Annotated in this window: 17 protein-coding genes and 2 pseudogenes; 9 read left to right on the top strand and 10 right to left on the bottom strand. The window is 40.7% G+C overall.

All coding sequences use genetic code 11. From position 1 onward, the window contains the following. Positions 1-46: 46 nt before the first annotated feature. Positions 47-940 (bottom strand): LysR family transcriptional regulator, encoded by an 894-nt coding sequence (locus ONT08_RS14960; protein ID WP_117587821.1) that lies wholly within the window; start codon positions 938-940, stop codon positions 47-49. A gap of 150 nt (positions 941-1,090) precedes the next feature. On the opposite strand from ONT08_RS14960, the gene ONT08_RS14955 reads away from it, so the two are divergent. From ONT08_RS14955 to ONT08_RS14945, 3 genes are read left to right on the top strand one after another with little or no spacing between them, the layout of a single operon-like run. Next, a complete protein-coding gene (locus tag ONT08_RS14955; RefSeq protein ID WP_118201152.1) occupies positions 1,091-1,885 on the top strand; it encodes an EFR1 family ferrodoxin in 795 nt (264 codons plus the stop codon). Positions 1,886-1,899: 14 nt separating this feature from the next. Beyond that, the gene (locus tag ONT08_RS14950; RefSeq protein WP_264960350.1) at positions 1,900-2,154 is read left to right on the top strand and encodes a hypothetical protein; all 255 of its coding nucleotides are present in this window, start codon (positions 1,900-1,902) and stop codon (positions 2,152-2,154) included. Beyond that, positions 2,141-2,512: an HAD family hydrolase gene (locus tag ONT08_RS14945; RefSeq protein ID WP_264960349.1), complete on the top strand. Its 372-nt coding sequence runs from the start codon at positions 2,141-2,143 to the stop codon at positions 2,510-2,512. The genes ONT08_RS14950 and ONT08_RS14945 overlap by 14 nt, the downstream gene beginning before the upstream one ends. Positions 2,513-2,631: 119 nt before the next feature. Here the strand turns inward: ONT08_RS14945 and ONT08_RS14940 are convergent, their stop codons facing one another. Together ONT08_RS14940 and ONT08_RS14935 are read right to left on the bottom strand one after the other, a co-directional pair. Beyond that, positions 2,632-3,357 carry an HNH endonuclease gene (locus ONT08_RS14940; RefSeq protein ID WP_264960348.1) on the bottom strand — a complete coding sequence of 242 codons (726 nt, stop codon included), beginning with the start codon at positions 3,355-3,357 and terminating at the stop codon, positions 2,632-2,634. A gap of 3 nt (positions 3,358-3,360) precedes the next feature. Further along, positions 3,361-4,689 (bottom strand): AAA family ATPase, encoded by a 1,329-nt coding sequence (locus ONT08_RS14935; RefSeq protein WP_118086195.1) that lies wholly within the window; start codon positions 4,687-4,689, stop codon positions 3,361-3,363. A gap of 757 nt (positions 4,690-5,446) precedes the next feature. Here ONT08_RS14935 and ONT08_RS14930 point away from each other — a divergent pair. Beyond that, positions 5,447-5,776, top strand: a pseudogene (locus ONT08_RS14930) (helix-turn-helix transcriptional regulator). Positions 5,777-5,875: 99 nt separating this feature from the next. Here ONT08_RS14930 and ONT08_RS14925 read toward each other — a convergent pair. The 4 genes from ONT08_RS14925 to ONT08_RS14910 form a co-directional block, all read right to left on the bottom strand. Next, positions 5,876-6,397, bottom strand: coding sequence for a hypothetical protein (locus tag ONT08_RS14925; protein WP_117588223.1), 522 nt, complete (start codon positions 6,395-6,397; stop codon positions 5,876-5,878). Between the two features lie 99 nt (positions 6,398-6,496). Beyond that, positions 6,497-6,646, bottom strand: a complete 150-nt coding sequence (locus tag ONT08_RS14920) for a hypothetical protein (RefSeq protein WP_153103086.1) — start codon at positions 6,644-6,646, stop codon at positions 6,497-6,499. Beyond that, entirely contained in the window at positions 6,627-8,666 is a 2,040-nt protein-coding gene (locus tag ONT08_RS14915) for a tetratricopeptide repeat protein (protein WP_264960347.1), read from the bottom strand. Before ONT08_RS14915 ends, ONT08_RS14920 begins: the two co-directional genes overlap by 20 nt. A gap of 98 nt (positions 8,667-8,764) precedes the next feature. Next, positions 8,765-9,256 carry an HAD domain-containing protein gene (locus ONT08_RS14910; protein WP_437183624.1) on the bottom strand — a complete coding sequence of 164 codons (492 nt, stop codon included), beginning with the start codon at positions 9,254-9,256 and terminating at the stop codon, positions 8,765-8,767. Between the two features lie 138 nt (positions 9,257-9,394). Between ONT08_RS14910 and ONT08_RS14905 the strand changes: the two genes are divergently transcribed. The 3 genes and pseudogenes from ONT08_RS14905 to ONT08_RS14895 form a co-directional block, all read left to right on the top strand. Continuing rightward, entirely contained in the window at positions 9,395-10,741 is a 1,347-nt protein-coding gene (locus ONT08_RS14905) for an IS1182 family transposase (protein WP_264960345.1), read from the top strand. Between the two features lie 85 nt (positions 10,742-10,826). Then, positions 10,827-11,744: an IS982 family transposase gene (locus ONT08_RS14900; protein ID WP_119250497.1), complete on the top strand. Its 918-nt coding sequence runs from the start codon at positions 10,827-10,829 to the stop codon at positions 11,742-11,744. A 132-nt stretch (positions 11,745-11,876) separates the two neighbouring features. Beyond that, positions 11,877-12,116 (top strand): annotated as a pseudogene (locus ONT08_RS14895) (transposase); the annotation flags it as partial. A gap of 332 nt (positions 12,117-12,448) precedes the next feature. On the opposite strand, the gene ONT08_RS14890 reads toward ONT08_RS14895, so the two are convergent. Genes ONT08_RS14890 through amrB form a run of 3 tightly spaced genes read right to left on the bottom strand, consistent with a single transcriptional unit; the run spans position 12,449 to position 15,502 of the window. After that, positions 12,449-13,156 (bottom strand): SDR family NAD(P)-dependent oxidoreductase, encoded by a 708-nt coding sequence (locus tag ONT08_RS14890; RefSeq protein ID WP_119236698.1) that lies wholly within the window; start codon positions 13,154-13,156, stop codon positions 12,449-12,451. 19 nt (positions 13,157-13,175) lie between these two features. After that, complete coding sequence (gene amrS / locus ONT08_RS14885; RefSeq protein WP_264960344.1) at positions 13,176-14,060, bottom strand: AmmeMemoRadiSam system radical SAM enzyme; 885 nt, start codon at positions 14,058-14,060, stop codon at positions 13,176-13,178. Positions 14,061-14,104: 44 nt separating this feature from the next. Then, entirely contained in the window at positions 14,105-15,502 is a 1,398-nt protein-coding gene (amrB, locus tag ONT08_RS14880) for an AmmeMemoRadiSam system protein B (protein ID WP_264960343.1), read from the bottom strand. Positions 15,503-15,963: 461 nt separating this feature from the next. On the opposite strand from amrB, the gene ONT08_RS14875 reads away from it, so the two are divergent. After that, positions 15,964-16,143 (top strand): hypothetical protein, encoded by a 180-nt coding sequence (locus ONT08_RS14875; protein WP_182429285.1) that lies wholly within the window; start codon positions 15,964-15,966, stop codon positions 16,141-16,143. 303 nt (positions 16,144-16,446) lie between these two features. Continuing rightward, positions 16,447-17,838: an ATP-binding protein gene (locus tag ONT08_RS14870; protein WP_264960342.1), complete on the top strand. Its 1,392-nt coding sequence runs from the start codon at positions 16,447-16,449 to the stop codon at positions 17,836-17,838. The last annotated feature ends 100 nt before the right edge of the window (positions 17,839-17,938 follow it).

The raw sequence follows: 17,938 nt of genomic DNA, 5'->3' as shown, positions 1-17,938 counted from the left end.
GGTGCAAAGGTACGAAAAATCATGAGATGTTGTATATACATAATAACTATACGTTATAATCTTTAGTTATGAATCTCTTGAATGTCTGCTGGAGTTTAGCGGTCTCGCCCCTCTTCTCAACAAATAGAAATTCTCGTTCCATCTTGAGATTCTCAATTTCCAGAACCTTGAATACTTGTTCATAGATACTCCTGTAGATGGCTCTTATGCTGATGATACCCATGCTTAAGGAATGTTCCACGAAATGCTTGATGCCCTCTGTGGTTCCAAGATTCATTTCAATGTTCAGATCAGAAAGAGCAATGCCGTTTTCCTGCAGGGCTTTTTGGATGACATCCAAAGTTCCGGAACCTAATTCACGCAGTACAATCGGTGTCTGCCTGAGAAGGTCCAGAGAAATCTCATCTTGCTGGGCTAGGGGATTGGAACAATGTACGAACGCCACCAGTTCATCTTTCATGAAAGGAGTGTATTTAAAGGTGGGCTGCCGCTTGATACCTTCCACCATACCCAGATCTATCCTTCCTGCAGCAAGCGCATCCTCTATCTCATGAGAATTTCCGCTGAGCAGGGTAATACGAATGTCGGGGTATAGTTTCCTGAATTCAGCAATCAGTTCGGGGAGAACATATTGTGAGATGGTGGTACTGGCTCCGATGCGCAGTTCGCCACCTGATTTCTCTGTGAGCTTCTTCATGTCGAAATCGAGATTCTGATATGCATCGATAATCTTGCAGGCATGGTCAAGCATAAGTTGTCCGGCACGGGTGAGCTGGATGCGATTGCCGATTCTGTCGAACAGTTGCACCCCATATTCCTTTTCAAGCTCTTGTATGTGCTTGCTGATGGCAGGCTGACTGATGAACAGTTCGTTGGCAGCCTTAGTGAAACTCAGGAGTGTAGCCACACTTCTGAAAACTTTCAGTCTTGTATCTATCATTTTATGTTCCTTTGTTATTTCAAAAATCCTCGTCAATATGATGCCGAGTGCAGCAAATCTTCTGCAAAGATAACAAAATTCTAGAAATCACTCGCTGGTTTCGCCTAAAAATAGTAACTTTGCATCGAACAAAAAGAAACCAAAGACATTATGAACATTAAGAATATCCATTTGGCCTATTTTAGTGCCACTTTCTCCACCAAACGTATCGTTCGTGAGATAGCATCCCAGTTTCAGAAGCCTGTCATTGAGTATGACATTACCTCAGACGTGCTGAAGGATGATGTCTCGCTGGGAAGTGATGGCGATCTGCTGATAGTGTGCGTACCTTCCTATGCTGGTAGAGTCCCGGAAATGGCAGTTCGTTCATTGAGACGTTTTCTTGGAAACAATACCCCAGCCATCATCGTATCAGTCTATGGTAACAGAGCCTACGATGATACGCTCATAGAGCTGAAGGATCTGGTGGAATCCAATGGCTTCAAGTTACTTTCTGCGGCTGCCGTCATAGCCCAGCATTCCATATTTCCCAAGATAGCAGAAGGAAGACCTAATGCGGATGATATGGAGAAACTCCATGATTTTGCTTCAAAGAGTAGGGAACTTCTACTCAAGATACCAAAGATGTCAGCAGTTAGCCGACTGATGGTAAAGGGGAATCGCCCTTATCGTGATACCAAGCCTATTCCTCTGCATCCAGAAGGGAGTAGGGGAAAATGTACATCCTGCCATGCCTGTGTGAAAATGTGCCCTGTCGGAGCCATCACTATGGAGGAACCCTACAAGACCAATGAAAAGAAATGCATCTCTTGCGGACGCTGTGTCGTGGTCTGTCCCGAGCATGCCCGACATTTCGGTGGCCTGCTGTATAAGGCTGTCAGCTGGAAGTTCGAAAAAGCGTATTCGGAACCTAAGCAGCCTGAATTTTTCTATGTGAATGTTTAAAGAATCAGATAGCAATGAGTAGATACAAGAATATCGTCTTCGATGTAGGAAGTGTATTGGTGAACTGGATGCGCATGAACCTTTATACTACTCTGTTCCATGGCGACAGGGAGAAGGCTAAGTGGATAATCGATCATGTGGTGACGAATGAATGGAATGATCAGACAGACTTGGGAAAGCCTATAGATGAATGTAAAACAGGCTTATCCCAAGTATGCTCCTTATATTGTTGCCTACTGGTACTGTTACAAAGATATGGATGGTGGTGAAATCCCTGGCATCTATGAGATCATGTGTGAACTGAAGCAAAGAGGATATCGTCTATACTGTCTTACCAACTGGTCTCATGAGACATTCCCGATAGTAAAGGAAGTCCATGCCCGTCTCTTTGGCATGTTTGAAGGAATTGTAGTGAGTGGGGAAGAGAAGTTGGTAAAACCGAATCCAGAAATCTATCAGCTTCTTCTGAATCGCTATAGCCTCCAGGCATCGGAAAGCATCTTCATAGATGACAGGCAAGTGAATGTTGATGGCGCCAACCATGTGGGTATACATGGTATCCTATTCACAGGAGCTCAAGACTTGAAGCAACGGCTATGTGCTTGCCTTCAAATCAGACATTTTTAAGAAAATGAAACTCCTCACATGATGAAGGCTCTTGAATCATCCAGAACCTTATCATGTAAGGAGTATTTGTAATCACCAAAAAACTTATTCTCACACCAAGGTGTGAGAGGCTACGCTTTCTATTTGTTTCGCTTGATCGGCTCATAATGATTATTTGCATCAAAACAGGAGGCGCATGTGCCGGTAAAGTCAGAGATTAAACGTTTTCTAACTTCATCGTATCCTTTAAAGACAGTAAACCAAATAGACCAATAGCCTAGTTTCTGAGCCAAACAGATAATTTCTTCAACATCTGCAATGCCAGCATTGAACTTATTGCGTAATCGTTCTGCTAAATCCCATGTTTCCAGGCGTTTCTTCCATCGGAAATCTCTTGGAGTAGGTCCTAATTCATTGCCAGGATATGCTCCAAGTTTTACTAAATCAAATAGTTTCTTGGCTTTGCCCTTTTCATCTTCATCCAAATGAGGATTCAGCATGACCGCTCCACCTGCAGTGTAGATGAAGTCTCTGAAAGTATTATCAGTATGTGGCCAATGATAATCCTCTTCATGAATTTCAGGGTGCCCTTTTGTGGAATTACAGATATCACAGGATATTAAAAAGTTATTCCATGCCGTCTCTTCTCCATTTGTTCCTTTTGGTTCAATATGTTCCACTGCGAGTTCATTTGGCAACTTGGTTCCTTCACAATAAGAACAAAACCAGCCAAGATTACCCAATAATGGCATTTTGGCATTATTATAGGGAGAATAGTATTCTTGTATAGTCTCTGTTATTGTTTGATTCTTGGAATTTACATAAGAGACAGTTTCGCCAACATTCTTTTTCTCTACTGGTCTCATCGGCTAATTTCCTTTCGTATTATATTCAGATTGTAATAAAGCAAGATAGGCAGGATTATCGCTGAAGGTAGCTTCAATCTCTCTTAGCTTCTCCAACAAATTCTTGTCTTCTTCTCCGTTTTGTATCGACTTGAAGTAATTTTTTGCGATTTCCTGCATCTCCTGAAATCTTTTACTTCTAATATTCTGTTCCAAACCCATTCGATCGGCAGTAATATCCTCTAATGATTCTCGGTAAGGTTCACCTTCTATCATTACATTTTCATCGAAGCTGATAAGCTGATTCTTTTGAAGACTCTGAACGATAAATGGACTATGGGTAGATACAATGAACTGAATCATAGGGAAAGCCTGAGCCAAATCCTGAAGCACATGCTTTTGCCAATGAGGATGCAGATAGAGATCAATCTCATCTATCATCACAACACCAGGTGTCTTTTTAACAGCATTCCGTCCCAAGCAACCATTTAATTCGATGCAACGATGGGCAATCTCTGCTACAATATTAATCATTGACTGAAGTCCATCACTCATGTAAGAGAAATGATGGCGAGAGGGAATATGTCCTGTTACCGATACCACAGCTTCTATTTCACCATGATCAAAATCGATTTCTGACAAAGCAGGAATAGCTGTTTGCAGTGCCTCAAAGAAAGCTTCGCGAGTTCCCACAAATTCTTTTCCATCCCTGACATTTTTATCGTAACGAGCTAACCATTCCATAGCACCATCAAAGTCAACCTTGTCATGGAGAGCAAATTTGTAGGCTTTCTCTATTCTAGACGCTCTTTCCTTTATCTTACGGGTAATCTTCATCTGGGCATCGCTGGTTCTCTTGGCTCCGAAAGATAAGACTAATGGATATATTGCACCATCATGATGCTCATATCTTTTGGCTTCCATGTCTGAAACCATAGTCATCAGTTCCCCTGCACATGATCTGCTATGAGTTGTGGTACTACCAGTGAATTCGCGAGACCATGAAATAGAAATAGGAGTAAATTGTGGCTCATTATTTTCTATGGAATCAGTAACGTAGAAATCTGCATCTATTGTGATGCGAGTACGCTCTCCGTTTGGGACATAATCTTTTTCTGTTGAATCAAATGCCATAAAGCGATCATGAATACTAAAGTTGCGACGATATTGTACTGCACTAGGCAGTTTACTCAAACATTGCAAATAGGCACCCAATCCTATCTGTAAAGCCTTGAGCAAAGTAGTCTTACCTGCGGTATTGTTGCCAATAACCACTATAAGATTCGACTTGAATTCCCTCATTTCACGCTGGAATCCTTTAAAGTTTACAATATCTATCTTGTTAATTCTCATGATTACTATAATTTTATTATGCGCACAAAGTTACAACGATTTTATGTAACCTCCAAATTTTTAAACGTATTTCTTTAAAGATTTACGATTATTTTTAGACTACTAATAACATTCATGTCTTAATTAGAATAGGATATTAATATTTACGGCACAAAAGAGAGGCTGATATTACATTATACAGACCATATTAAATTTACTATTTATCATAATCCTTGCAATGCAATTTAAATGCTTTATCATTAAAGAAACTAATTGCTAAAGTTATATAGTGATTCCTCTCAATAGGGTGTACTGCAAACATCCTATTTACCATAAGACACCTTATATAATTGGAGTGGGGGTGAAAGCAAGTTCCCGAAAGAGGATGAAGAAATCTTGCTGCTGCAATCCAGTTGCCTAGCCAATTCCTCTACATTCATAGTACCAGAGATAGTCATATCATGTGGAAAACCTATATTTACAAAAACTTCATTCTTCAAAGGGGCAACGTCAGAACGTTTTTGTATGCTTCTTTTATGAGATTTTTTCATGGCGCCAGTGCTACCCTCATACCTCTTTTACCTATATACTCTCCAAGGATATCTTCAGACATCACAGATGCCAAAAGGACGAAGCTGACGTCTTGATGGTAAAGGGAAAATCATGGTGCGACAAAAATATAAAGATAGTAGCAGCCAGTAGTAATGATAGCGGTGTGTCTTGAATTGTTTCTTATTTATGAAACATAATACCGATCTTTGCAGCAAATAGAGAATGTATGGCACAAATGAATCTTACCCCATTGGACGATGTGCTCGACAAGCACTTTGGGAAAGTTGGCACTCCAAAACGTGATGCTTTTGAAAGTGATGTGGATGAAGCATTGCATGCATACCGTTTGGGAGAAGCCATCAAGAAGGCTCGCATAGAACAGAACTTGACACAAGAACAACTTGGTGAGCGTATAGGTGTGAAAAGAGCGTAGATTTCTCGCTTGGAAAGAGGTTATAGTATAACAATACCTACTATGCGAAGAGTATTCAAAGCTCTTGGTGTGGTAACTGCAACCATTGATTTGGGGATTGCAGGAAAAGTAGCATTATGGTAGATAAAAAGCTATGCATGTGGCTTTAGAGTATTTGAAACTAAAGCCATATGCATTGCTTTCCTTTGACAATAGTCGTGTATCGGTACCTAAAATAATAATTTAAGTCAGAATTTTCTTTTTGATTGCTTTTATGCGGTGTTCGGTAATATTGTCCCACAGCTTAGAACCGCCCAGTTCTGATGCAGAAATATAATCTCCATACTTTTCGAGAAATTCCTCATTGTAGGTAATAGAATCGTCACCATATCGATCTATTATGTATGCCCAATTCCATCTGTCAGCATACTTGATTAAAAGTTCGTGGGTCATGTCGATACAAGACTTGTCTGATAGCACTTTCCAATCCCAACAATCCTTAAATGTCTCTATGTTATCTTCTGTAAACAATAGTGTACTACTGTTTGATGTCAATTCGTGCCAGTCAAGTCTGTGCTTGAATTTTTCAAGTAGGCTTTTGGTCCACACTACATTGTAGTTTCTTGAAATTTCTTTCCAGTCCACATAGTTCATATACTTCTCAAGCAACTGTTCTGTCCATGGAAAGTCTTTGGAGAGTTCTTTCCATGCAGCATCGTCCATCATACGAGAAACCAACTCTTTGTTTAACTTATCATTTGCCATATCTTTGAAAATTTAATTACGCTATTGGGTGCAAAGGTATGGCTATGGTGCCCCATTATTTATGACAGGTTAGAACTAAATTAAAATTCCTTGAAAGTTTTATTGTTGATTCAATATGTTGATGGCTCTCATTGCACCGTGCTTGTCTTGCCATATTTTTCCTTCAAACTGTAATTGTCTTTGATGGTATTCTGTATTCAGAACACCATCAAAGTCAAGAAAAATTATTTTAGCAACTTTCTTTTCCATAAGCAATCTTTGGAATTTTATGTTTCTTCATTTCTTTTTCATTGTTCATATTATATAAGCACATGGCTGCATAGTAGGCATTTGGATGTTGTGGAAGCATCATGAATGGCAAATGATTGTCCCATGCTTTTACTGGTGTTCCAAGAATCATGCTCCAAGGGTGTTCATACAAATAGAACTCTTCTTCGGAAGTCTCACATTCTACTATTTGACCCGTTCTTTTGGTTTTAAACTTATGTGCAATAACGACCCATGTTCCTGACGCCCACATAAAACCATTTTTGTATGGGCACGGAGTGACGTGACGATATGCTTTAAGCAAGGCATAGACTCTATGCAATACCGTGAAGTTATTATTTACCTTTGAATCTTCGTTTTCCTGTTGCAAGCATGCCAAGACATCTTCCCAAGTGCTGCTCTTTATATAAAACAGCAACGTAGGCAAAAGCGGCTCTGTCAATTGGTTAACAAAGCCCTCACTCAATAATCGACCTGCATTCAAACGAACGATTTCATGAAATCTCCTTTTTGCTTTAGTTCCCAGCCTTGTTTTTCTTATGCACATTAAACTGAATGGAGGATGCTTCACTGCTTCTATCTTTTGCAACGGATTGTTAGAACAATCAACGATTGTAAGTAACGGATTCTTTCTGAGGTTGATTCTTTGCAGCCTATTTCCATGTACATCAAGCACAGAGAGATATTCAGTCTTGCTTAAAGACATTTGTTTCAACATTTGATTTGGACACAATAGATGCGTCAATCCCTTACAGCCGGAAACGTCTATTGAGCATATTGCCTTGTGAGAAACAATATGGAATCCAGTCAATACGTTCTCCTCGTCTGTTTTTATTGTAATACAGTAATAGCCTGGCGATTGATATGAATGTCTTACCTGTCCCCAGTCATCCACTTTCCATTTTACTGATTCAGTTTCACCATCACCCCATTCAATTGTGACTATTGCATTCATCATGACCTTCAACTGAAGAACCATGTCGTTACATTTTTGGCAAGTCGCAAGTGTCAGACAGTCAACTATAGGGTTGAGCTTCTTCTTCATCTGTCTAAAAGCAATCTCCAATCGAAGTGGAAACAAGTCTTTCGGCTTATCTCCCCTGTAGAAGCTGTACTTGCTATACTCGCTACAATCCATATTTTTACGATAGTAATCCATCGCCTCCTGATAGTTATGCCTTTTCTCTGCCATTCTTCCCAACTGGTATTGGGCTCTGTTTCCCCAGTTGTAGCCGCTATCAAGTTCTTTGTAGTATTGAGCCCCTTTGTCGAGATTTTGCTCCACACCTTCTCCATAGGTATATAGATGAGCGAGTTTGTAGGTGATTTCTTGCTTAATCGCCCAATCATACCATTCGGTTGTCTGCATTTTCTCATGCAATGCTTTAAATAAAAGAAACGCCTTGGAAAATTGGCATTTATCGAAGTAGTAAAGTGACACACGTTCCATGGAAAGAATGTCGCCTTTAGCCGCAAGATGCTCCAACACTTCCAAAGCCAAACTGTTACCTTTCTGAAGATGGTAGAACAGAGGAAAATGGAAATTGCGCCAGTAGAAAGCGTCGTTGCGAACAAATGAAGGACGCGGATTGTAGGGTTCAGTTTGTGCAGGATGATTCATCAAGTGTTCAAACCAAGGATGGCGCATCATGTCGACAAACGTAGGATGCTTGCCAAAGATGTTTTCGCAGACTGTCCTTGAACATTCTGTGCATCCCTTTCCTATCACAAAGTCCAGCAGAATCTCCTCCACCAGATAACTATCAGGCTCTCCTGTCAATTCGAGAAGATAGGACAACAGCTGTCTCACTTCGCTTGAATCCTTTGAAAAGTTCAACTGACTGACGGTGTTGTAGAACAGTTCATCTTGGAGGAGTATTTCATCGCGAAGGCTTTTGTCTCCGTAAGCATTAACAACAAGAATCTTACGAAGTATCATATTAAATGTAGGAATACGCAAAGTAGATTTATCCAACTCTTTGTTTGATTTATCATTAGTCATATCTTTGAAACTTTAATTGCTTAACTGAGTGCAAAGATATGGCGATGGTGTCCCACAAATTATGACACGTCGAGACTAAGATTAAATTATTTTGCTTTTTATTGCCGATTCAGAATACCAATGGCTCTCATTGCCAATTCTTCTATAATACCATCGTAGGGATTGGTTAAAATGAAATGAGGAAGTTGAGATTCCAATATAACATACTCATCATCAATAATGACATACGGAACCTCTTGCATATTATTCTCATGAAGCCACGAAGCTATTTCCGCCCCTTTACAATGAAGCATAGAAGAATCTAACACATCCAAGTCTGTCGAGAGCAAAATGTTATCACTGATAGCAGACGGAGTTATACCTATTACTTTTCCTGGCAATTGTCTGTCTTTCCACATGTCTTGCATTGCCTCCAAACCGAGATATTTCCATGAGGATTCTATTACGATGTCCGCATGGGTCATATCTACTATGGTTTGCAGTTGTTTCACGGCTTCTGGGTCAAAACAAGTTCCATATTTGTCTTGCCACGCTTTCCTTTCATACAGTAATTGTCTTTGATGAGGGTGTGTCATAAGTCTGTGACGCACCCCTTTTTATTTTTTGCCTTTTCACAGATACGAAATCTTTAAAAAACATTTTTATTTACAACAAAGCCCAAACTTTCACAAGCTCGGGCTTTGCCTTTCCGCAAAAGATTTGTATCTTTACAGAAAACTTCTTTAAGTATGGCAAAGATACAAATAAAATCTGAAACTCGGCACGAATTGAGCTTTTTTCCTAACTCTTTCGATGATTATGTGCCAAAAGACAGCAAAGTTCGTATGGTGGATCGTATTGTTCGCAGTATGGACATCAACCCTCTCATGGATACCTATGATGGGATTGGTGCTCCTCCTTACAGTCCGAAGATGCTTCTAAGTTTAGTTGTTTTTGCCTATATCAATGGCGTTTATTCCTGTCGTGGCATAGCGGACGCACTTAAATACGATGTTCGCTATATGTGGATTTGTGGAGGTAAGCAATTATCTTTCGCAACAATCAACCGCTTTAGATCCAATCATATGATTAAATGCATCGACTTTTATTTTGATGCAGTCGTCTCCATATTGGTTGAAAAGGGCGTGATTAGTCTGGAGGAACAATATGTTGATGGCACTAAGATAGAGTCGAAAGCAAACAAGTACACGTTTGTATGGAAGAAGACTGTGGAAAAGAACAGGGCTAAGCTCTTGGAAAAGACCTCTGCTGCATTGGCTCAGATAAAAGAACAAATTCGCCTGAATGGCGGGAGTGACATTAAGGAAGAAGACAGCGAGCCAGCCACTTCCGCCAAGGATGTAGAGAGAAGTGCACGTTTGTGTGAGAGGCAAGCTAAGAACCTTCCTAAGGCAAAGCTTACAGGAAGAGAGAAGCAAAAGCTAAATACTCAGATAGATCACTTGTTCAAAGCCTCGGACAAACTGTGCGAGTATGAAAAATCACTGGATATACTGGGCGAGAGAAACAGTTACTCCAAGACTGATCCCGATGCGACCTTCATGCGCCTCAAGGAAGATGCCATGAACAATGGGCAGACAAAGCCTGCCTATAACCTTCAAATTGCGACAGAGAATCAATATTGGACGAATTTCGCCCTTTATCCCAATCCAACAGACACCCTGACCTTCAAGCCTTTTTTGGATAAGTACAAGAAAAGATATGGAAAGCAATCCAAGAGCGTCACCGCAGACTCAGGGTATGGCTCGGAGGAGAACTACGAGTACCTAGAGATGGAAGAAATGATGGGTTATGTAAAGTACAACTGGTTTCACAAGGAACAGCATAAGCCTTTCAAGGAGGATGCCTTCAACCAAGCGAACTTCTACTACAACAGGGATGATGACTATTATGTCTGCCCCATGGGACAACACATGGAACCTTGTGGACAACGGCAAACGAAAAGTGACTCCGGCTATGTGTCTGTCATTACATTATATAGAGCACAACGATGTGATGGATGTCCGCTTGGAAGTCTCTGCAAGAAATCCAAAGGCAACAGAACCATATATACCTCAGTTCGGGATAAGAAATAGTGCCTAAAAAAGTTGGTAATCTCCGATATTTTTTGTATCTTTGTAGTTGAAATCCAATTAGTTACAAACATAAAAAGATATCATTATGGAGATTACCAAGGACAAAGTTACAGAATTATTTTGTATTATTGATGAATTTTACAAAGTTTTTGATGCTGAAAATGCAGGAAAATTGCTTTTGGGTGAAGATGGAGTAAAGCGCAGACGACGTAAAGCCTCTTTATCTGATAGTGAAATCATGACGATTTTGCTGTATTTCCATTTCGGCTCGTTCCGAAACTTCAAGCATTATTACCTATTCTTTATTAGAGGAACTTTGAAGTCATATTTTCCAAATGCGGTGTCTTATAACCGTTTTGTAGAACTTGAAAGTCGCGTATTCTTCCCTCTCATGTTCTTCCTGAATCTCCGTGCTTTTGGCAGATGTACAGGTATAACCTTTGTTGATTCAACCATGATACCAATATGCCACAATCTCAGGCGTTATGCCAACAAAGTGTTCAAAGGCATTGCCACAGACGGAAAGGGAACAATGGGATGGTGTCATGGGTTCAAGCTACATCTGGCTTGTAATGATAGAGGTGAGATAATTGCTTTTGTTCTCACTGGTGCAAACGTCAGCGACAAAGATCCAGCGGTATTCGATGTGTTGGCTAAACGTCTGTATGGCAAGCTGTTTGCTGACAAAGGCTATATCTCGCAAAAACTCTTCGATTCGCTTTTTGAGGAAGGCATCCAGTTGGTAACAGGACTGAGAGTGAACATGAAGAACAAACTAATGCCGTTCTATGACAAGATGATGCTACGCAAAAGATACATCATTGAAACGATTAATGACCTGTTGAAAAATACGGCTCAGATAGTACATTCACGTCACAGGTCTGTTGCGAATTTCATCATAAATATTATTTCTGCATTAGGGGCATACTGTTTCTTTGACAACAAGCCCAAGGCACTTACTGGATACGTTATCGAAGATACGAAACAGCTTAGTCTTTTCTAACATTGCATATTTTACAGGAGGATTTTGTCTCAGCAACCATCCAAGATATATAGATGGTTGCCAAGCCTCTGTATCCCTTATATAAAAACATTATAAAGCCTTTAGATAGAGTTCGTTATCCCGAACTGAGGTATATATGTCAACCATAAACTGAATGCATATAAAAAGGAAGCCTTCCTGCTACTAACGTCTGAAGAGGGCTTGAAACACAGAAGCCAGCGACCGATAGAGCCGGAAGCTGTATTTGGGCAGATGAAGGCAGATATGCATTATAAGCGATTCAGGCATTTTGGAATGGACAAGGTTTACATGGATCTAGGATTGTTCGGAATGGGATTCAATTTGAAGAAATATTTGGGTATAAAACGATAAAACTCAATTTTGTTTTTTTATCGTCAGGGATAACTATGCCCTTTTGTGGGCTTTGGGGCTGTTTTGTTATCGATAAAACAAGAAAAGTAAAGTTTCTATACAATATAATAAGATTCCCTTTGTGAAGAAAGACTACGATTCAACTAGAATATATAGAAACACACACAAAAAAAGGGTGCGTCACAGACTTATGACACACCCTCCTATCTTATCTATCTACTCATACTTTGGCACCTCTTTCACCTAGCTGTGCTCATCTACGTAAGTCTTAGCTTCTGAGTATGTGTCAATCTCTATTGCGGTGCTATCTCAAAAAGTCTTCTCTTTCTTCCTTAATCTTCCTTCACGATAGGATACAATTCTATGAATTCGCCATTATGGGACTGTCCATCATTGATGAGCTTTGCAAACTTCTCGCCTACTGTATCAATTGTATGGAAACCAGGCAAAGCCATGTTGCCATTCAAATCAGTGGTAGTTGGACCAGGGTGTACGCTGAAAATCTCAACAGGTATGTTGTTCTGCTCAAACTCCATTGCCATCACACCCATCATAGCATTCTGGGCAGCCTTGCTTGCCACGTAAGCCAGAGGATGCCAATACGGACTGATTTCACTAGGAACGGTGATGTTGACGATTCTACCCTTGTTGGCTTTGATGAGCGGAAGAAGGGCCTGAGTCACGGCCAAGGTGCCAAAGTAGTTTACGTCAGCAGTCTCCTTGATATCCTTCATGTCTGTCTCCCAACTGGTCTTCGACATATCACCAGGAATACCGGCATTGTTCACTAGAAGATTGAGCGAAGGATATTTATCATTGATCTCCTTTGCCGCCAAACTGATGCCGTCGAGATCACAGAGTTCAATTTTCACCCAACCAAGCACTGTACATCCTGCATCTTTCAACTTGTTCATAGTCTCCAAGGCTCTTGCTTCATTGCGGGCACCGAGAATGATATCCCAGCCACTTAACCCTAGATACTTACTGATTCCCAAGCCAATACCTTTGTTGGCTCCTGTAATTAATGCTGTTTTGTTCATTTCAATCTATATTTTTGTGTTAAATATTTCCTAAATATATTTTTCTCATCCCTTCTTCCTGTGCAATCCTTCGGGCAGTAAACAGAGTCTCAGTAGGTGTAGGTACAGAATCCTGCATCTTGTACTGTGGGAAAAACCTGCTAAAATGAAGAGGACAATCGGCAAAACCATTGTCTCTGAGCCAACTGCACATATCTCTTATCATGCTCTCGCTGTCATTAACCCCTGGAATCAGCAGGTTTGTTATCTCCAGATGCACTCCTGCTTTCTTCATCGTTAAAAGCGTATCCAGTACAGGCTGTAAATGACCGCCACATAGCTTCTGATACACATCTTCAGAGAATGCCTTGAGGTCGATATTGGCAGCATCAATGAGTGAAACTATCTCCCTAAGAGGCTCCGGGTTGATGTAACCTGCAGATACCAGAATATTCCAAAGCCCCCTGGAATGAGCCTCCTTGGCGATGTCATAGATGTACTCATAATAGGTAAGAGGCTCCGTGTAGGTATAGGCAATGCTCGGCATATGATGCTTGACTGCAATATCTACAATATCAGATGGAGACAACTCGTAGAAATCTACAGCAGACGGAAGTACCTGCGAGATGTCGTGGTTCTGACAGTTGAGACAACGGAAGTTGCAACCTGTACAGGACAGAGACAGACAACGGGTTCCGGGATGGAATTCATTCAGCGGTTTCTTCTCTACAGGATCATCTGCCAAAGCACACGGTTTTCCGTAAACAACAGAGTAAAGCATTCCGTTAAAATTCCATCTGCTGCCACATTTTCCATGCTTGCCTTCCAAGATAACACAACAGTGGGGACATAATTCGCACCTTACGGTATCAGAAGCATACTCTCCTTCCCCATCAACTTTCTGATAAAAACGACATTCTTTCATACCCAAACCATTTCATGATTACACAATCATCTGAATATCGGCTGCTAGAATACAATAGCCTCATAAGTATAAAGCTCAGCTGTCTTCCAGCCATCCCAACCTATTCCAGCCTTATCCTGAGAGCAATGTCCCAGGAATTCTTCCTTGGTCCATGATACTTCATCAGCCACCTGTGGAAGGAAAGTACCCGTATGATAGCCCTTGCGCATGAAAATACCCTGCTTGCCCAGTTCAAACTCATCTATACTTTGGATGCGTTTCATCGGCGTGAGTACTGAGATTTCGATGTCAATATCATCCAGTTCCTCCATGGTCACCCCATAAAAGCGTGGATCCTCAAAGGCTGCCGCCTTTGCCATGTGCTCAACTACCTGATATAGTGGCATGTCTTCACCAAAATGGCCGATGCAACCTCTGAGTCTTCCCTTTTTGTGCAGAGAGACGAAGGCTCCACACTTTGTAAGAAGAACATCAGATAACTTACCTGGCTCATACTTCTTACCTTCAAGAGTTGCCTTGATGGTATGATAAGCGATAGACTTGAGCATCTTTCGGTCTTCAGAAGTTAAATCAAAACCACAGGTTTCTGTAGTAAAAACAAAAGAATGATACCCCACAACCTTGTCTTTTCCGCCATATGGGGAATCACCGGAGTTGCAGTACATAACATGATGTGGCTTGATATTTGCATCATTTTCTGTCATCATCAACAATGTGGCAATAGGAGCCATGCCACATGCACTCGTTGCCAGATGGTCAATGCCAAGCTCCTGGTTGTGAAGGGTGGCGTTCACAAATGCTTCTACCTTTCCTGTCATGATGCTATCTTTGGTAAGTCCATCTACAATCTCTGCATCCTTGTATGCAGGATAGTGAGAGAAGTCGCTGCTGATAACAAAAAGATTCTTCTCATTCAGGTAGGGCTTCAGGGTATCAGCAATCTTCTTCAAGGTCGTCAATTCCTGCGTGGCAATGATGATAGGAACAATGGATGGTAACTTTTTCATGTGATATTGCAGGAATGGCAGTTCCACCTCCAGGCAATGCTCGCTCTCATGTGCTTCTTGAGCATAAGTAATAGCATCACTCTTTTCCATAAGGTCTTTACAGAGAGCGGTATCTACAGGAACATTTCCCAGAGGAGTGGCATAGGCAGAAACACCTATATTTACTGATGCCTTCCCCAAATACACATGATGGCTAGGTCCCAGGAGAAAGATGTGCTCATATTCAGCATCCGGATTGATGGCAGCAAATGCCGATGCTGCAGTCACCCCAGAGAACACGTAGCCGGCATGAGGTACGATTACTGCCTGTACATTCTCCATTAAAGGATTCTTGCACCTAGAGAAACAATTCTGAACATCCTGGCGGAGTTCTTTGGCATCGCCAGTATAAAAACTTCCTGCTACAGCAGGTTTGCGAATCTTAGCTTCCATCATAATACTTACTATTATTAATACGATGAATATGATTTTTCTCATTACTCAAGATGATGATTCAGATGGCAAGATGCCACCTACTTGCAAAGATACAAAATATCAGATAGAAAAGAGTAAAATAGGGTAAGATTTAAATTAAATTTAATTTCCTCCATATCATCCGAACAATGATGCTCTCATTAGATGGTATATATTTGACTTACCTCCACAGTCAGTGCTTCTCTAAATCATCAAAGTCAAGCACAACTTAAAGGTTATTTGATACGGCAGTATGTAAAACGATGAGAAATATTTGGCTGTTAGGACAAAAATATGTAGTTTTGCAGTGTCTTTGTGAGGCGTTGTCATCTCTGTCTTCATCATAAGATTCGTTTGCCCCCTACGACTCGCAATGCAGTGCAGATTAAACATCAAAATAACCGGTATGAGAGGGGCATCTCATATCAAAAAAATGAAGAGTCATGAAGAGAACTCTACTAGTATCAGCATTCTCAGCTATTGCCATGGTTGCAGGAGCACAAACTGAAGTGGCAAGTGCTGTCGGTGACTTTGATTTCATCACCAAGAATTTTACAGTAGGTCAGAAGACAATTCCGTATTCCTTGGTAAAAGACTTCCTGACTGCATTGAGGGAGCCGTGAATATATCTAACTGAGGATTCGGATCTGTCTTTTTAAACATAGTCATTCTTTTAATTGATGGTGTAAAGATACGAAAAATATTCCAGATAACAGCATAAAGCAGAGATTATTTTCGTGAAATATAAACATCTTAAACAGGCCTTACTTTTTAAAGTGGGCTCAGTAAAGAACATGCAAATACTACTTAATGATTTTGATTAATAGTTAAATAACAATAACAAGTAACTAATTGTTGCTCAAATATTTGGAATTATCGTTCAGAAAGATTATCGTTTGTGAACGATAATAATAAAGCATAACATTATGGAATATAATAGATTAATAGATAGAAAGGCGGAGACAGACCGAATAACAGAAGCTCTGAAACGAGAGAATACCCAATTTATCGTTATATATGGTCGTCGCAGAATAGGAAAATCTACGCTCATCAAATATCTTGTGAATAGTCAAGAACAGGCTATTTACTTTTTGAGTGATACTTCTACAGAGGCTGTACAGCGATCTGCTTTTGCCAAATCTGTGGCAACAGTCATTGATGGGTTCGACAAGGTTATCTATCCCGACTGGGAATCACTTTTCCGCAGTATGAACAATCAACTATCTCAGAGAATCATGGTATGTCTGGATGAATTTCCTTATCTCGTAAAAAGCTGTGAGGCACTTCCTTCCATCATTCAAAAGCTCCTGAACGAGAAAATCTTAAAGTTTGATTTTGTTCTTTGCGGTTCTTCACAGCAATTGATGCATGGCTATGTGCTCAATCGCCAGTCACCACTTTATGGACTTGCCAATGAGATTATCAAGATGCAACCGATTGCGGCTCAATATATGAGGGAGGCAATGGAGTGTGATGCCGTGCAAGCGGTAGAAGAATTTGCAATATGGGGCGGTGTGCCTCGCTATTGGGAATTGCGTCGTGACTATCCTGATACAAAAACGGCGATTCGCAAGGTGTTGCTTGATCCACAAGGCTCCTTGATGGAAGAACCTCAGCGACTGCTTCGTGATGATATGCGAGATACCGTTCAGGCATTAACCTTACTCACTATTATCGGTAATGGCGCCAACAAACTTTCAGAAATAGCATCCAGGGCTGGTAAGGAAGCCAACTCCTTGTCAGAGCCTCTAGGCAAATTAAGAGATTTAGGGTACATAAGAAGAGAGGTACCTTTTGGCGACAATCCGAAAAAAAGCAAAAAGGGACTTTACCACATCAACGACTCACTTCTCAGATTCCATTATCAATTTATCGTGCCTTATCGTTCTATCCTTGAGTTGGGAAAGATTGATACGGTGATGCAGGTTGTGGAAATCCAGCTACCGCAGTTTATTGGCCAATGTTGGGAGTTACTATGCCGTGATTACGTAAGTGGCAATATCATAGATGGCATTGCCTACAATGTGGCTTCACGATGGTGGGGTAAAATTTTTCCGCCAGAAGAAAAGAATGGTAAAATGGTAGAATTGGACGTTGTTGCAGAATCAATAGATAAGAAACATATATTGATTGGCGAATGTAAATGGACACACAATGATAGTGCTGACCGCCTGATGGAAATTCTTGAGCAAAAGGCGAAATATCTTCCTTTTATCAAGAAAGGACAGCAGGTACATCTTGTCTTGTTTATGAAAGAAGCCCCTACTTATATGAACGAAGAAGCTAAGATACTTCTACCTGAAGACATCATGCAATAGGGAAAAGGGTCTATACACCCTTTTGTCGAGGTGTATTGACCCTTGGAACAACCGCAAAGTATGGGTTGATAATTATTTTTTCGGAGGCAAATGCCTTTTA

The sequence above is a fragment of the Segatella copri genome (assembly GCF_026015465.1).
In the GTDB taxonomy this organism is placed as follows: Bacteria; Bacteroidota; Bacteroidia; order Bacteroidales; family Bacteroidaceae; genus Prevotella; species Prevotella copri_E.
The sequence above is the reverse complement of the archived record's forward strand: the minus strand, read 5'-3'. Positions and strand labels throughout refer to the sequence as shown.

Excerpts from the sequence above, each read along its gene's own strand:
- ONT08_RS14905 (WP_264960345.1), top strand. The coding sequence starts at position 9,395 with ATGGCAAAGATACAAATAAAATCTGAAACTCGGCACGAATTGAGCTTT.
- ONT08_RS14920 (WP_153103086.1), bottom strand. The coding sequence starts at position 6,646 with ATGGAAAAGAAAGTTGCTAAAATAATTTTTCTTGACTTTGATGGTGTT.
- ONT08_RS14925 (WP_117588223.1), bottom strand. The coding sequence starts at position 6,397 with ATGGCAAATGATAAGTTAAACAAAGAGTTGGTTTCTCGTATGATGGAC.
- ONT08_RS14875 (WP_182429285.1), top strand. The coding sequence starts at position 15,964 with ATGAAGAGAACTCTACTAGTATCAGCATTCTCAGCTATTGCCATGGTT.
- ONT08_RS14950 (WP_264960350.1), top strand. The coding sequence starts at position 1,900 with ATGAGTAGATACAAGAATATCGTCTTCGATGTAGGAAGTGTATTGGTG.
- ONT08_RS14900 (WP_119250497.1), top strand. The coding sequence starts at position 10,827 with ATGGAGATTACCAAGGACAAAGTTACAGAATTATTTTGTATTATTGAT.
- ONT08_RS14935 (WP_118086195.1), bottom strand. The coding sequence starts at position 4,689 with ATGAGAATTAACAAGATAGATATTGTAAACTTTAAAGGATTCCAGCGT.
- ONT08_RS14945 (WP_264960349.1), top strand. The coding sequence starts at position 2,141 with ATGGATGGTGGTGAAATCCCTGGCATCTATGAGATCATGTGTGAACTG.
- ONT08_RS14915 (WP_264960347.1), bottom strand. The coding sequence starts at position 8,666 with ATGACTAATGATAAATCAAACAAAGAGTTGGATAAATCTACTTTGCGT.
- ONT08_RS14940 (WP_264960348.1), bottom strand. The coding sequence starts at position 3,357 with ATGAGACCAGTAGAGAAAAAGAATGTTGGCGAAACTGTCTCTTATGTA.
- ONT08_RS14960 (WP_117587821.1), bottom strand. The coding sequence starts at position 940 with ATGATAGATACAAGACTGAAAGTTTTCAGAAGTGTGGCTACACTCCTG.
- amrB (WP_264960343.1), bottom strand. The coding sequence starts at position 15,502 with ATGATGGAAGCTAAGATTCGCAAACCTGCTGTAGCAGGAAGTTTTTAT.
- ONT08_RS14870 (WP_264960342.1), top strand. The coding sequence starts at position 16,447 with ATGGAATATAATAGATTAATAGATAGAAAGGCGGAGACAGACCGAATA.
- ONT08_RS14890 (WP_119236698.1), bottom strand. The coding sequence starts at position 13,156 with ATGAACAAAACAGCATTAATTACAGGAGCCAACAAAGGTATTGGCTTG.
- ONT08_RS14955 (WP_118201152.1), top strand. The coding sequence starts at position 1,091 with ATGAACATTAAGAATATCCATTTGGCCTATTTTAGTGCCACTTTCTCC.
- amrS (WP_264960344.1), bottom strand. The coding sequence starts at position 14,060 with ATGAAAGAATGTCGTTTTTATCAGAAAGTTGATGGGGAAGGAGAGTAT.